Here is a 12,953-nt window from a genome sequence, read left to right on the forward strand (position 1 = left end):
TGGGAGGAGGAGTGCGTCGCTCGATGACCAAGATATAGGCTAATCGATTAAGCCCGCCAAGTCACCTTGTTGCAATGCAGCAATGCACTCAGCGCAGAGCTGAGCATTTGCTCTCACTCCGGACCGTCGCTCGTCAAATCTTGGCAAAACGGCGCGTTCCCAGTCTCTCGACATCGTAGCGCCGCCCTCAAAAACATGATGTATAGCGAATCGACGAAACGGAAAGGCGTACGGAGGCAGCAATGGCGGAAATTCGATATCACGAGGGGGATATCTCCCCGGCGGACGCGGCCCGCTATACGGGGTCAATCGCTATCGACACGGAAACGCTCGGCCTCGTGCCCCGCCGCGACCGCCTCTGCGTCGTGCAGCTTTCTCCCGGGGATGGCTCGGCGGATGTGATTCGCATCGCCGCGGGCCAAAACGAAGCACCGAACCTCGTCGCCCTGCTCTCGGACCCGGCTCACCAGAAGATTTTCCATTACGGACGGTTCGATATCGCCGTCCTCTTTCAGACGTTCGGCGTTACCACGACACCCGTCTTCTGTACCAAGATCGCCTCCAGGCTTACGCGCACATACACCGACCGGCATGGCTTGAAAGACAATCTCAAGGAACTTCTCGATATCGATGTTTCCAAGGCACAGCAGCAATCCGACTGGGCGGCCGAAATATTGTCCGTGGCTCAACTCGAATATGCCGCATCCGACGTGCTGCATCTGCACGCGTTGCGCGACAAGCTGAACGAGCGCCTCATCCGCGACAACCGCAGCGAACTCGCCAAGGCCTGTTTCGAATTCCTCCCGACGCGCGCAAAGCTGGATCTGCTCGGTTGGGAGGAAACGGATATCTTCGCCCATAGCTGATGGAGCAGAATGTTCCAAAACGCCGGCGACCACACGAGACCGGCCCCTATCTCGAGCCGCTACGGCTGGTTATCCGCCGGGCGCTGGCTCCTCTTCCGTGGTGGCTTTCCGAGTTCATTCTGTTCGGGCTGAAACAGGCATGGGCGTGCCTCTTCGCCGCGATCATGCTTGGCCTGATCCTGCTGACGAAGCTCGCGTGGCAGCCTGAATGGCTGCTTCATCGCTACGATTTCCTGTTCATCGCGGCATTGGCGATCCAAGTGCTCTTCCTGCGCTTCAAGATGGAAAGCCTGGATGAGGCCAAGGTCATCCTGGTCTATCACCTCACCGGCACCGTGATGGAAATATTCAAGGTGCAGATGGGGTCATGGGCCTATCCGGAGCCCTCCGTCATTCAGATCGCCGGCGTGCCGTTGTTTTCCGGCTTCATGTACGCTTCGGTCGGCTCGTTCATGGCCCGGACGATCCGGGTCTTCGACATGCGGTTCACCAACTACCCGCCCATATGGCAGACCTATCTGCTCGCAATCGCGATCTATATCAACTTCTTCAGCCATCACTACCTACCCGACATCCGGTACCTGCTTTTCGCGATGACGGTGATGGTCTTCCGGCGGGTTGACATCCACTTCACGACCGACCGGACGACGCTGCATATGCCGCTGGTCGTCGCCGCTTTCTTCTCCTCGATCTTCCTGTGGCTGGCGGAAAATATCGGCACGATCACCGGCACATGGATCTACCCGACGCAGCGGGCCTGGCACATGGTCTCGTTCGGCAAGCTCGGATCCTGGTATCTGCTTCTCTTTGTCAGTTTCGTGCTGGTGACCCTTGTCGTGAAACCGCGGCCACCAGCGACGCTGGAACAAACACCGGATCGGTAGCTTCTCGTTAACCCTCCGAGGCTATTTTCACCGACGGTGTATCTTCCAACGAGACCGGACTCGGCCAATGTTGCTTCCCACCCAGCAGACCTATGGGCTTGCCGCGACCAACGTGATGCAATCGATGCTCGAAAGCGTCGAGGAGCAGCGCAAGAAAGAGGAAGCGGAGCGCACGGGCAAGGAGCGGGATCCGATCTCCGAAGCGCGCATCAGTGCAAGCGAAGATGCCAAGCGCGCCAATGAAAAGATAGCTTCCGCCCTTTTCGGCGCCAATCAGACCGATCCGAACGAACTGAAGATCGAACTCGTCGACCGCCTGGCTGCCAGGCTCGGCATCGATACAGAGGAGGCACGCTCCTCCTACCGGCTCGGGAAGGCGCTGGAAGATGCGCTCAAGTCGATGATGCCGGACGAGGTCAGCGAGCTTGCGGACCACCTCGGCCTCGATGACCTGGGCATCACCATGGATACCCTGCTGGCAGCCATCAAGAACCCCTATGGAGACGCCAACGCACGGCTGGTGGAAGGCCTGACCAGAAAGGCCAACGGCGGCAAACTCGGCACGGAGGTCGAGAGGGTTGTTCAACGTCTCGAGAATGTGGCCGATCCGAAGACGCTCGAAGAGCTGAAACTCGGTCCCCAGGGTTACGATCCCACGCGAGTGGAGGACGAGGAAACCCGTGCCGAACGCGCGGAAGACATCGCGGCAGCGGAAGCCGGCAAGAAGCTCGAGGACGTTCAAAAGGTCCAGGACGTCGTCGAAGAGAAGAACGACAAGTCCGCGGAAAAGCCTGACAGCGATGGCTCCCAGCCGGCTGCGGGAACCGACGACACCACCCTCCTCGCTGTTTTCGCGGCCGCAGCAGAGCAGATCGCCAATTCCGATACGGAAGGCTCCTTTGCCGAGAAAACCTCCGCTGACGACGAAAGCACCTCCACCACCGCGGCCGCGCTGAAGGAAGAGGCTCCGGCGAGCGAACTTGCAGCCGAGGCGGCCATCGAGGAGATCAGCGAGAAAACCCTCGAAACCTCCGCCGACATCCTGCCCATCCATGTCGACGACATCGGCATCTACGAGCTTTTGAAGAAGAAGTTGGCTGCGTGACCCTCAACTAGCCCGAGCTTTTTCCCCTGTTTGTATCGATTATGGTCACTTCGCTCATTCGTGAGCGAAATCGGTGACCCGTTAGCGAAACGTTAACCTTTCTGCTCCAGACTATTTTTCATATATCGGCATTGGAAACGCCATGAGGCGTTACGGTCGCAGCGCCGCTACGTTGCGAAAACACGAAAACCGCTGGCCGAGCTGCCCTGTCGTCGCAATCAGACATGGAGGGGACGATGCTGCCTCCGGTTCGTGCCGCGTTAAGCTCATCCGTCGACTATCACGCGCCATCGCAACAGCCGTTGCAGCGTCAGCGGATCGACGTCGCCAATAATTCCGCCAATGCCCAGCCGGCCGTTTCGGCGCCTTTGTCCGGCGGCCGCCTGGACATCCTCTCGCTCTCGGCTCAACTTCAGCTCGCTCAGGGCTTTTCCATCTTCGCCGAAACCATCGGTAAGCTCATCAAGCTGCCCCGCCGCGAAGGGGAAGCCCTTCTGGATTACGCCCAGCGCCTTTCCGAAGCGGTGAAGGCCATGAATCCCGCCGAAAGAGCGGCCCTGGAACGTATCCTCAATCAGCTCGTCAAAGGAGTGACGCTTCGGCTGCTGGCGGAAATCCTCAACAATCCCGCCGGACCGGACGCGGCGCGCTTTGCCATGCGGATGGAGGCTGCGCAACTGCTCGACCGCGATCTCGCCGCGAAAGCTGTGGTGAGTTCCTATCGACAGAACGCCGGAGCCGAACAGCCGACCGGCTCGCTCCCGCAACAAACAGTTCCGGCCCAGGTATCCACCAAACCCGCCGCGCCCGCCTCTATCACAGGGGAGGAGCCATGGGTGGAGCAGGATGAGGCAAGCGGCACCCCCATCGCCGCCAACGCTGCGGATGCCGACGTTTTACAGAGTCCGGATGCCGACAGTGCGGAAGTGCCGCCGCAAACCGCTGCGGAGCCTGGTGCCGATGCAGCCGAGCTCCAGGACGGACTGGCTGCATTTGCGGCAGAGACCGAGGAACGCCTGCTGGCTGCAGCACACGGCGACAACTCAGCCGTCGATACGGGGACCGGGATTGAGCAGGACGTCGCGCCGGGATTGCCCGAAGGCGATGTGTCTGACCTTGCGATGCCGCCACGAGAAGAAGAACCAGCAGTGTCGGCCGATAGTCGGCACCCGGAAGGCTCTGAACCAAATGCGAGGCCCGAAAGCTCGGGCGACCGGCGGGGATCCGCGCCCGTCTTCTATGATGGCCCGGCGCTTGCCAGACTTTCCCAAAGAGACCCGAGGCAGCCAACGGCCGCGGATACGCCGCGCAACGACAGAACATCGACAGCGACCGTGACAGGGTGGCTTGCGGAGGTTTTCGCAGAAGGAAATACCGATCTTCTGGAGCTTCTACCGCTCGCTGCCGAGCCCTCGCCCGAGCAGCAGGCACTGGAGGAGCTGCTCGACAGCGAAACCTTGGCACAGCCTGTAGCTGAGCCGGAAGAGACGACCAACGAGTTCCTCGCCGGGCGGGCAAGCCCGTCTTACGAGGGCCAGGAGGACACTGCTCCTGCCGGCAAGCCGGCCGCGACACAATCCAGCGCCAGCAGCCAAGCCGCCAGCACCGCGGGAGATAGCGCCGAACAAATGACACTTCCTCTGGTGCCGCCGCAGGTTTTCCGCGACGGCGTGCCGCTGCCCTATGTCCCCTATCCGCCGGAGGAGCGCGAGCGGGATCCCGAGGAGCGCAAGACCCGTGCGGTATCGGCAACAGACGAGGACGCCGAGCAACAGCATTCGCCGGGCGAACAGGCCTTCGAGGACGATCGCGAGACGGAAGACGCGGGCGACGACGCCGAAGACAATACTCCCGGCGAGAATGCCGAGGAGGAAGGCCGCGCGAACGACCTTTACTGGCGCATGGCAGGCTGGGCCTGATCCTTAGGCCATCCCCGGGGTCAACTCGAGGATGGGGATGGCGACAAACGGGCATGAAAAAAGCCGCCGGACTTTCGATCCGGCGGCTTCTTATTTCCTACGAGGCGTCGATTACTCGTTGTTGCCGCGGTTCTTCAGAGCCGCGCCGAGAATGTCGCCGAGCGAAGCGCCGCTATCGGACGAACCGAACTGAGCGACTGCTTCCTTCTCTTCTGCGATCTCGAGAGCCTTGATCGACAGCATGACCTTGCGGTCCTTCTTGGACCAGTTGACGACGCGGGCGTCGAAAACCTGGCCAACCGAGAAACGCTCCGGACGCTGATCGTCGCGATCGCGTGCCAGGTCGTTGCGGCGGATGAAGGAGGTGATGTCTTCGTGGTTGACGAGACGAACCTCTACGCCACCGTCGTTGACGGCGATGACTTCGCACGAAACGACAGCATTCTTGCGCAGTTCACCGGAAGCGGCAGCTTCACCGACCGAGTCGCGGCCGAGCTGCTTGATGCCGAGCGAGATGCGCTCCTTGTCGACGTCCACATCGAGAACGACAGCCTTGACGACGTCGCCCTTGTTGAACTCTTCGATGACCTGTTCGCCCGGACGGTTCCAGTCGAGGTCGGAGAGGTGAACCATGCCGTCGACATCGCCTTCGAGGCCGATGAACAGACCGAATTCGGTCTTGTTCTTGACTTCGCCTTCAACTTCAGTGCCGGCCGGGTGGCTGTAGGCGAATGCCTGCCATGGGTTTTCCAGCGTCTGCTTGAGGCCGAGCGAGATACGGCGCTTGGACGGATCGACTTCGAGAACCACAACGTCGACTTCCTGGCTCGTGGACAGGATCTTGCCGGGATGTACGTTCTTCTTGGTCCAGGACATTTCGGAGATGTGGATCAGGCCTTCGATGCCCGGCTCCAGCTCGACGAACGCACCGTAGTCGGTGATGTTCGTGACGGTACCGGAAATCTTCTTGCCGACCGGGTACTTGGCCGAGATGCCATCCCACGGATCCGACTCGAGCTGCTTCATGCCGAGCGAGATGCGGTGGGTTTCCTGGTTGATGCGGATGATCTGAACCTTGACCTGCTGGCCGATGTTCAGGATTTCCGACGGATGGTTGACGCGGCGCCATGCCATGTCGGTGACGTGCAGCAGGCCGTCGATGCCGCCGAGGTCAACGAACGCACCGTAATCGGTGATGTTCTTGACGACGCCGTCAACAACCTGGCCTTCTTCGAGGTTCTGAACGATTTCAGAACGCTGCTCGGCGCGGGACTCTTCGAGAACCGTACGGCGCGAAACAACGATGTTGCCGCGGCGCTTGTCCATCTTGAGGATTTCGAAGGGCTGCGGGTTGTGCATGAGCGGGGTAACGTCGCGGATCGGACGGATGTCGACCTGCGAACGCGGAAGGAAGGCAACGGCGCCGTCGAGATCGACGGTGAAGCCACCCTTGACCTGATTGAAGATAACGCCTTCGACGCGCTCGCCAGCTTCGAACTTGGCTTCGAGCTTGACCCAGCTTTCTTCGCGGCGAGCCTTCTCACGGGAAAGAACCGCTTCGCCGAGAGCATTTTCGATGCGCTCGACATAAACTTCGACTTCGTCGCCGACCTTCAGCGAACCGTCTTTGCCCTTGGCGCCGAATTCCTTCAGCGCGATGCGGCCTTCGACCTTGAGGCCGACGTCAACGACCGCAACATCCTTTTCGATCGCCGTCACAATGCCCTTGGCAACATAGCCTTCGGCCAGATCGGTCTTGGAAAAGGATTCTTCGAGGAGGGCTGCGAAGTCCTCCCGCGTGGGGTTAGATACTGCCATGAAATCTCCTAGAGTGCCGCCGATAAGGGGCACTGGCTGCGCCGGTGGTTCGTGTTGCACATGTCCGAAGGTTCAAGTCCGCCTCTCTCAAGGGAGGCAATCCGGCGCGGGGACTGAACTTCGGGCTATTTCCTACTTGATTTGTCTCGTCAGGACGGCGTCGATGATCGTCTTCGCTGCCTGAAACGCGGCCTCTATACTCATTTCCGACGTATCAAGCAAGTGCGCATCGTCGGCCGGCCTCAAGGGACTGTCGGCACGGCCCATGTCCCGCCCGTCGCGCATCTTCACCTCGTCGAATATACGATGGTAATCGGCCACGCCACCCTTGCCGACAATCTCGTCGTAGCGGCGCCTTGCCCGCACCTCCGGCGAGGCGGTGACATAGAGTTTGACCGGCGCATCGGGGCAAACGACTGTTCCGATGTCCCGGCCATCGAGCACGGTTCCCGGCTCTCTGAGCGAAAACGCGCGTTGCGCCTCGACAAGGGCACTGCGAACTGCCGGGATCACAGCAATCCTGGAAGCCGCCTCGCCGATCGCGTGACTGGACAGGACATCGCGGTCAAGGCCTGCAAGTTCTACTTCCCTCGCCATCTTTTCCGCCACCTTCTCGTCATCCAGCGGCAGGCCAGCGTCCAACAGCGCCTTCGCGGTGGCGCGATAGGTCAGACCCGTATCGAGATGGTGAAAACCGTATGTCTCGGCAATCATGCGGGACAGCGTGCCTTTTCCTGCTGCAGCAGGTCCGTCGATGGCGATGATCATTCCAGGCGTCAATTTCTCAAACTCAGGCTTGGGCGCAACGGGTCGTCACGGCGGGTTTTGGTTTGCCATATCGCGCTTATCGGGCATCTCATCAAGTCCCGCGCAACTCCATCACCACCGCGTGCCGACCGTTCCGGCTGCGGCATACGCAAATTCTCTTCGCGAAAAAGTGGGCGCTGATACAGCGCGTTCTCGGGAAAAACGATACGGACAGGCCTACCACATCAGGCCGCAAAGATCACGGCTGCCGCATTGACGGCATGCATGAAAGTTTGTCTTTGACATCAAAGGGCACAGGCCTTATGGGGACCGGCTTAGATTTTTCACCCAATAGAAGCCGCTCAGGCGGCGAGCCGATCTATTCGGCCATCCTCATGAGGCTCTGACTGTGGCAAAAGCGGAACTCGGAACCAAGCGCACCGACCCCGATACCGGCAAGAAATTCTATGACCTGAACCGCGATCCCGTGGTCTCTCCCTATACCGGCAAGTCCTGGCCGCTGTCCTTCTTCGAAGAAAACAGCGTGGCCGTGAAGATGGAACAGGCCGAGGAAGAGGACGTTCAGGAAGTCGATACCGAAAATCCGGAAGTCGAACTCGTCTCTCTCGAAGAGGGCGACGAAGCCGCCAGCGGCGACGATCTGCCTGACATCGGCGACGACGACGTAGATCTCGGCGATGACGACGACGACACATTCCTGGAAGCCGACGAAGACGATGAAGACGACGACATGTCCGGCATCATCGGCGTGACCGGCGACGACGACGAAGTCTGACCGTCAATTCATGATAAAGCCCGGCAAAACAATAAAAATTGCCGGGCTTGAAATTTTCGGCTTGCACTCTCCGGAAACCGGAAGTATGAAGCCGCCACTCCAGAGGACTGACGCCCTGGGGTTCCCAGGACCGGAAGATACCGGACCACCCTGATGGGGCTATAGCTCAGCTGGGAGAGCGCTTGCATGGCATGCAAGAGGTCAGCGGTTCGATCCCGCTTAGCTCCACCAAATCCTTCAAGACAATGAATTTCTTTCTCCCATGTGGGATGATATTGAACGGCTGACTTTGCGTAAGGTTGGCTTTGCCACGAGGCTTATGCGGCGATTGCATGCGCGCCTGTGCTTTGCAGCCCTGTCCGCCCGACGCTCGCGGGCAGACGCAAACTTGTCTACGAGCAGTTCATCCCGATATTGCTGCCGGCGCGCCTCGGCCACTTGCCGAACGACGACGATAAACGTAGCGGCTAAAATCGCGATGCAGGCCAGAATGAACAACAGAGCGAGCATATACGCCTCCTTGTTCGTTCTTAACGCCGAGACTTGCTGAAAGTTCGGCTGACCTCCGCAATTCCCGTTCACATCCGTTCACGTCGTCTTGCTAACGGGCCTTGGTGAACGGCTTTCTGGATCGACGGCCATCTCGTGATGCTCGCCAAAACCGGCCGGCGGCACAATGTTGCTGGCTGCGACAGTTTAGGCAATCGCCCGATCGTTGGTGTCGAACCGGTGAAGGCTCGCCTTGTCCGGCGTGGCATAAACCACGTCATCCGGCGCATAGCGATGCTCGCCGAACAGACGCACGGTCAGAAGGCCCGTCATCTCCGTTTCCAGATAGACGATGGTATCGGCGCCGAGGTGCTCCACGTGAATCACCTTGCCCTTCCAGTCGCCGCTTTCGCGCGCAAGGGCGATGTGCTCCGGACGGATGCCGATCGTTTTGGCCTCCGAAGGGCCAAGCTTTTCCGCCGCAATGAAGTTCATCTGCGGGGAGCCGATGAAGCCGGCGACAAAGGTATTTGCCGGTTTATTGTAGAGTTCCATGGGAGAGCCGATCTGCTCGATCGCACCGGCGTTCAAGACGACGATCTTGTCTGCGAGCGTCATCGCCTCGACCTGGTCATGCGTCACGTAAATCATCGTCGCCTTCAGCCGTCGGTGGAGGCCCGCGATCTCCAGCCGCGTCTGGACGCGGAGCGCCGCGTCGAGGTTCGAGAGCGGCTCGTCGAACAGGAAAAGCTTCGGTTCGCGCACGATGGCTCGACCGATGGCGACCCGCTGGCGCTGGCCGCCGGACAATTCGGCCGGGCGGCGGGCAAGATAGGGATCAAGCGACAGCATGGTCGACGCCTTGCCGACGCGCGCGTCGATCTCTGCTCTCTCGGTGCCGGCCTGCTTGAGGCCAAGACCCATATTGTCCTTGACGTTGAGGTGGGGGTAAAGCGCGTAGGACTGGAAGACCATAGCGATACCGCGCTTTGCCGGCGGCGTGTTGACCACTTCCGCACCGTCGATCCGAACGCTGCCCGAGGTGGCGTCCTCAAGCCCGGCAATTACCCGCAGGAGGGTGGATTTACCGCAACCGGACGGGCCGACAAAAATGACGAATTCGCCGTCCCTAACCTCGAGATCGATGCCTTTCAGCACCTCGTGCGTGCCAAAGGCCTTGCGGATGGATTTCAGCTCAAGAGAACCCAAGGGTGTTTTCCTTATAAACGGATCGGCTTGCCGGTGCGTACGCTCTCATCCGCCCCGAGGCAGATTCTGAGCGACTGCACGGCATCATCCATGTGTCGGGTAAGATCGATGTCCTCGCGGATGGCTTTCAGCACATAGGCCTGTTCGAGGTCGCAGAGTTTTTGATGATCCGGCTCGCCGGACATGGAAAGATCTTCATCCGGCCGGATAAACCGGCCACCGGGGCCAGTCTCGGCGCTGTGGACACGGATTACCGAAGTTTTGGTATGCGTGTCGATGTCGTCGGACTTGGCCTTGTGGTCGACGAGGATAGAGACCGATCCCCTGGGCGACATGACGTCTTTCACGAAGAAGGCCGTCTCCGACATCATCGGACCCCAGCCCGCCTCGTACCAGCCGACGGAGCCGTCCTCGAACATCACCTGCAGATGGCCGTAGTTATACATGTCCGGGGCAATCTCTTCGGACATGCGCAGGCCCATACCGCGCACCTCGACCGGCTTGGCGTCGGTGATCTGGCACATGACGTCGACATAGTGCACGCCGCAATCGACGATCGGCGAGGTGGTCTGCATCAGTGCCTTGTGGACGTCCCATTTTTCGCCTGACGACTGCTGGTTCAGGTTCATGCGGAAGACGAAAGGTGGGCCGAGCTTGCGCGCTTCCTCGATCAGCCGCATCCAGGACGGATGGTGGCGGAGGATGTAACCGATCACGAGCTTGCGACCATGCTTTTTCGCCGCCGCCACGACACGTTCGGCATCGGCGACGGTCGTCGCCAATGGCTTTTCCACGAAGACGTGGCAGCCCGCTTCGAAGGCCGTGACGGCATAGTCCGCATGACTGTCCGAATAGGTGTTGATCGAGCAGAGGTCGGGGTTGGTTTCCCGCAAGGCCAGCTCGAAATCCGTGAAGAACGGATAGACTTCGAGCCCTGCCGGCAGATCGCGCTTCGAACGATTGACGAGGCCGACGATCTCGAAACCCGGATTGTCGTGATAGGCGACGGCGTGGCTCTTGCCCATATTGCCGAGGCCGGCGACGAGGACGCGAATGGGTTTCATAGGCTTTTCCCTTTACCGGTGTGCCGTGTGGCCCCCTCACCCGGCCTCCACTTCGTTGGGCCGCCCTCTCCCCGCCGGGTAGAGGGGGAGCGGCGACGCTGCGGCAACTCACCTTCTCCCCGTGGGGAGAAGGTGCCCGAAGGGTGGATGAGGGTGTAGCCTGCTTCAACACGCAATACCGCCGTCACTTCACCGCTCCCGAGGTGATGCCGCGGATCAATTGCCGCGAGAAGATGACGTAAAGCACCATGACCGGCAGGATCGCGAGCGACAGTGCCGAAAGCACCGCATTCCAATTGGTGACGAACTGGCCGATGAACATCTGGGCGCCCAGCGTCACCGTCTTGGTCGACTCGCCCGGGGCGAGGATCAACGGGAACCAGAGATCGTTCCAGATCGGGATCATGGTGAAGACCGCGACCGTCGCCATGGCGGGCCTGACCAGCGGCAGGACGAGGCGGAAGAAGATCGAATATTCCGAGAGACCGTCGATCCGGCCGGCATTCTTGAGGTCGTCGGATACGGTCCGCATGAATTCCGATAGGATGAAGATCGCAAGCGGCAGTCCCTGCGCCGTGTAGACGAGGATGAGCGAGGTCAGCGTGTTGACGAGGCCGGCGGCCACCATGCCCTGCAGGATCGCCACCGTGCCGAGACGGATCGGGATCATGATGCCGAGCGCCAGGTAGAGCCCGAGCAGCGTGTTGCCGCGGAAACGATATTCCGACAGCGCGAACGCCGCCATTGCGCCGAACAGCAGGACCAGAGCGATGGAGGCAACCGTGACGATCAGGCTGTTCTGGAAATAGCCGATGAAATCGCCCTGCTGGAGCACCGTCTCATAACCGACGAGACTGAAGCTCGAGGGCGTCGGGAGCGCCATCGGCTCGCGGAAGATGGCGTTGCGGCTCTTGAACGAGTTGACCAGGGTCAGGAAGACCGGGAAAAGCGCAACCACGGTATAGGCGATCAGCGCGAGGTGGATCAGCGCGGTGCGCAGCGGCGCGGAGCGGGCTTTCGACATCTTTGCGCTCCTAGAATTGATAGCGACGCATGCGCCGCTGGATGACGAAGAGATAAAGGGAGACGCCGGCCAGGATGATGAGGAACATCACGGCGGCGATGGTGGCGCCCATGGAGCGGTCGCCCATCTGGTTCTGGAAACCGAAGAAGGTGCGGTAGAGGAGCGTGCCCAGGATGTCGGTGGAGCCGTTCGGGCCGGCCAGAGCGCCCTGCACCGTGTAGATCAGGTCGAAGGCGTTGAAGTTGCCGACGAAGGTCAGCACGGAGACGATGCCGATCGAAGGCAGGATGAGCGGCAGCTTGATCTTCCAGAACTGGCTCCAGCCCGTGATGCCGTCACATTCGGCCGCTTCCAGGACTTCGTCCGGGATATTGAGGAGTGCAGCATAGATCAGCATCATCGGGATGCCGACATATTGCCAGACCGAGATGAGGGAGACCGTGATCAACGCGGTATCCGGTTTGCCGAGCCAGGGGGCAAAAAAGGATTTGAGGCCGACCAGGTCCATCAGGCCCGGGGCAATGCCCCAGATCGGCGAAAGGATGAGCTTCCAGATGAAGCCGACGATGACAAAAGAGAGCAGCGTCGGCACGAAGATCGCCGAGCGGTAGAAGGCTGCGAAACGCAAGCCGGGCAGCGACAGCATGGCGGCGATCGCGATGCCGACCGGGTTCTGCACCAGCATGTGGATGATGAAGAAGATGACGTTGTTGCCCAGCGCGTTCCAGAAATCGGCTGAAAGCCGCGGATCGCTGAACAGCACCTTGAAATTACCGAGGCCTACGAAGGCGAGCTGGCCCTCGACCATATTGAACAGCGACAGGCGCAGCGTCTCGATCAGAGGCAGGATCATTACCGCCGTGTAGACAAGAAAGGCTGGCGCCAGGAAAACGGCAATGTGCCAGCGGGTCGACCGCCTGATCGGAGCCGCTTCGATATCGGCAATTTCGGTATCGCTCATGGCTCGATTCCAGCTGTTAACAATGTGCGGCAGAATGTTACGGCAATGCCTTTCATCCAGCTACCGCAACC

The 12,953-nt window shown here is 60.2% G+C and carries 11 protein-coding genes and 1 tRNA gene; 6 read left to right on the plus strand and 6 right to left on the minus strand.

From position 1 onward, the window contains the following. Positions 1–242 precede the first annotated feature (242 nt). The 4 genes from C5L13_RS13710 (at position 243) to C5L13_RS13725 (ending at position 4,774) form a co-directional block, all read left to right on the plus strand. On the plus strand, positions 243–866 hold the full coding sequence (locus C5L13_RS13710) for a ribonuclease D (RefSeq protein WP_105383836.1): 624 nt from the start codon (positions 243–245) through the stop codon (positions 864–866). Further along, the gene (locus C5L13_RS13715; protein WP_105383837.1) at positions 866–1,750 is read left to right on the plus strand and encodes a DUF817 domain-containing protein; all 885 of its coding nucleotides are present in this window, start codon (positions 866–868) and stop codon (positions 1,748–1,750) included. The genes C5L13_RS13710 and C5L13_RS13715 overlap by 1 nt, the downstream gene beginning before the upstream one ends. Positions 1,751–1,817: 67 nt before the next feature. Beyond that, positions 1,818–2,855 (plus strand): hypothetical protein, encoded by a 1,038-nt coding sequence (locus C5L13_RS13720; protein WP_105383838.1) that lies wholly within the window; start codon positions 1,818–1,820, stop codon positions 2,853–2,855. A gap of 236 nt (positions 2,856–3,091) precedes the next feature. After that, the gene (locus C5L13_RS13725) at positions 3,092–4,774 is read left to right on the plus strand and encodes a hypothetical protein (protein ID WP_105383839.1); all 1,683 of its coding nucleotides are present in this window, start codon (positions 3,092–3,094) and stop codon (positions 4,772–4,774) included. Between the two features lie 111 nt (positions 4,775–4,885). Here C5L13_RS13725 and rpsA read toward each other — a convergent pair whose 3' ends face one another. Next, positions 4,886–6,592 carry a 30S ribosomal protein S1 gene (gene rpsA / locus C5L13_RS13730; RefSeq protein WP_105383840.1) on the minus strand — a complete coding sequence of 569 codons (1,707 nt, stop codon included), beginning with the start codon at positions 6,590–6,592 and terminating at the stop codon, positions 4,886–4,888. A gap of 132 nt (positions 6,593–6,724) precedes the next feature. Beyond that, positions 6,725–7,360: a (d)CMP kinase gene (cmk, locus tag C5L13_RS13735; protein WP_105383841.1), complete on the minus strand. Its 636-nt coding sequence runs from the start codon at positions 7,358–7,360 to the stop codon at positions 6,725–6,727. Positions 7,361–7,748: 388 nt separating this feature from the next. Between cmk and C5L13_RS13740 the strand changes: the two genes are divergently transcribed. Continuing rightward, positions 7,749–8,135 carry a TIGR02300 family protein gene (locus C5L13_RS13740; protein WP_105383842.1) on the plus strand — a complete coding sequence of 129 codons (387 nt, stop codon included), beginning with the start codon at positions 7,749–7,751 and terminating at the stop codon, positions 8,133–8,135. A gap of 155 nt (positions 8,136–8,290) precedes the next feature. Next, a tRNA-Ala gene (locus C5L13_RS13745) sits at positions 8,291–8,366 on the plus strand. A gap of 465 nt (positions 8,367–8,831) precedes the next feature. Here the strand turns inward: C5L13_RS13745 and C5L13_RS13755 are convergent. The 4 genes from C5L13_RS13755 to C5L13_RS13770 form a co-directional block, all read right to left on the minus strand. After that, positions 8,832–9,833, minus strand: coding sequence for an ABC transporter ATP-binding protein (locus C5L13_RS13755; RefSeq protein ID WP_105383844.1), 1,002 nt, complete (start codon positions 9,831–9,833; stop codon positions 8,832–8,834). Positions 9,834–9,844: 11 nt separating this feature from the next. After that, the gene (locus tag C5L13_RS13760; protein ID WP_105383845.1) at positions 9,845–10,897 is read right to left on the minus strand and encodes a Gfo/Idh/MocA family protein; all 1,053 of its coding nucleotides are present in this window, start codon (positions 10,895–10,897) and stop codon (positions 9,845–9,847) included. Between the two features lie 184 nt (positions 10,898–11,081). Continuing rightward, on the minus strand, positions 11,082–11,921 hold the full coding sequence (locus tag C5L13_RS13765) for a carbohydrate ABC transporter permease (protein ID WP_105383846.1): 840 nt from the start codon (positions 11,919–11,921) through the stop codon (positions 11,082–11,084). 10 nt (positions 11,922–11,931) lie between these two features. After that, entirely contained in the window at positions 11,932–12,882 is a 951-nt protein-coding gene (locus tag C5L13_RS13770; RefSeq protein ID WP_105383847.1) for a carbohydrate ABC transporter permease, read from the minus strand. Positions 12,883–12,953 lie beyond the last annotated feature (71 nt).

Source organism: Neorhizobium alkalisoli, assembly GCF_002968635.1.
Taxonomy (GTDB): Bacteria; Pseudomonadota; Alphaproteobacteria; order Rhizobiales; family Rhizobiaceae; genus Neorhizobium; species Neorhizobium alkalisoli.

Bases quoted from the DNA above. Each gene is read 5' to 3' on its own strand.
- C5L13_RS13710 (WP_105383836.1), top strand. From the start codon at position 243: ATGGCGGAAATTCGATATCACGAGGGGGATATCTCCCCGGCGGACGCG.
- C5L13_RS13715 (WP_105383837.1), top strand. From the start codon at position 866: ATGGAGCAGAATGTTCCAAAACGCCGGCGACCACACGAGACCGGCCCC.
- C5L13_RS13720 (WP_105383838.1), top strand. From the start codon at position 1,818: ATGTTGCTTCCCACCCAGCAGACCTATGGGCTTGCCGCGACCAACGTG.
- C5L13_RS13725 (WP_105383839.1), top strand. From the start codon at position 3,092: ATGCTGCCTCCGGTTCGTGCCGCGTTAAGCTCATCCGTCGACTATCAC.
- rpsA (WP_105383840.1), bottom strand. From the start codon at position 6,592: ATGGCAGTATCTAACCCCACGCGGGAGGACTTCGCAGCCCTCCTCGAA.
- cmk (WP_105383841.1), bottom strand. From the start codon at position 7,360: ATGATCATCGCCATCGACGGACCTGCTGCAGCAGGAAAAGGCACGCTG.
- C5L13_RS13760 (WP_105383845.1), bottom strand. From the start codon at position 10,897: ATGAAACCCATTCGCGTCCTCGTCGCCGGCCTCGGCAATATGGGCAAG.
- C5L13_RS13765 (WP_105383846.1), bottom strand. From the start codon at position 11,921: ATGTCGAAAGCCCGCTCCGCGCCGCTGCGCACCGCGCTGATCCACCTC.
- C5L13_RS13770 (WP_105383847.1), bottom strand. From the start codon at position 12,882: ATGAGCGATACCGAAATTGCCGATATCGAAGCGGCTCCGATCAGGCGG.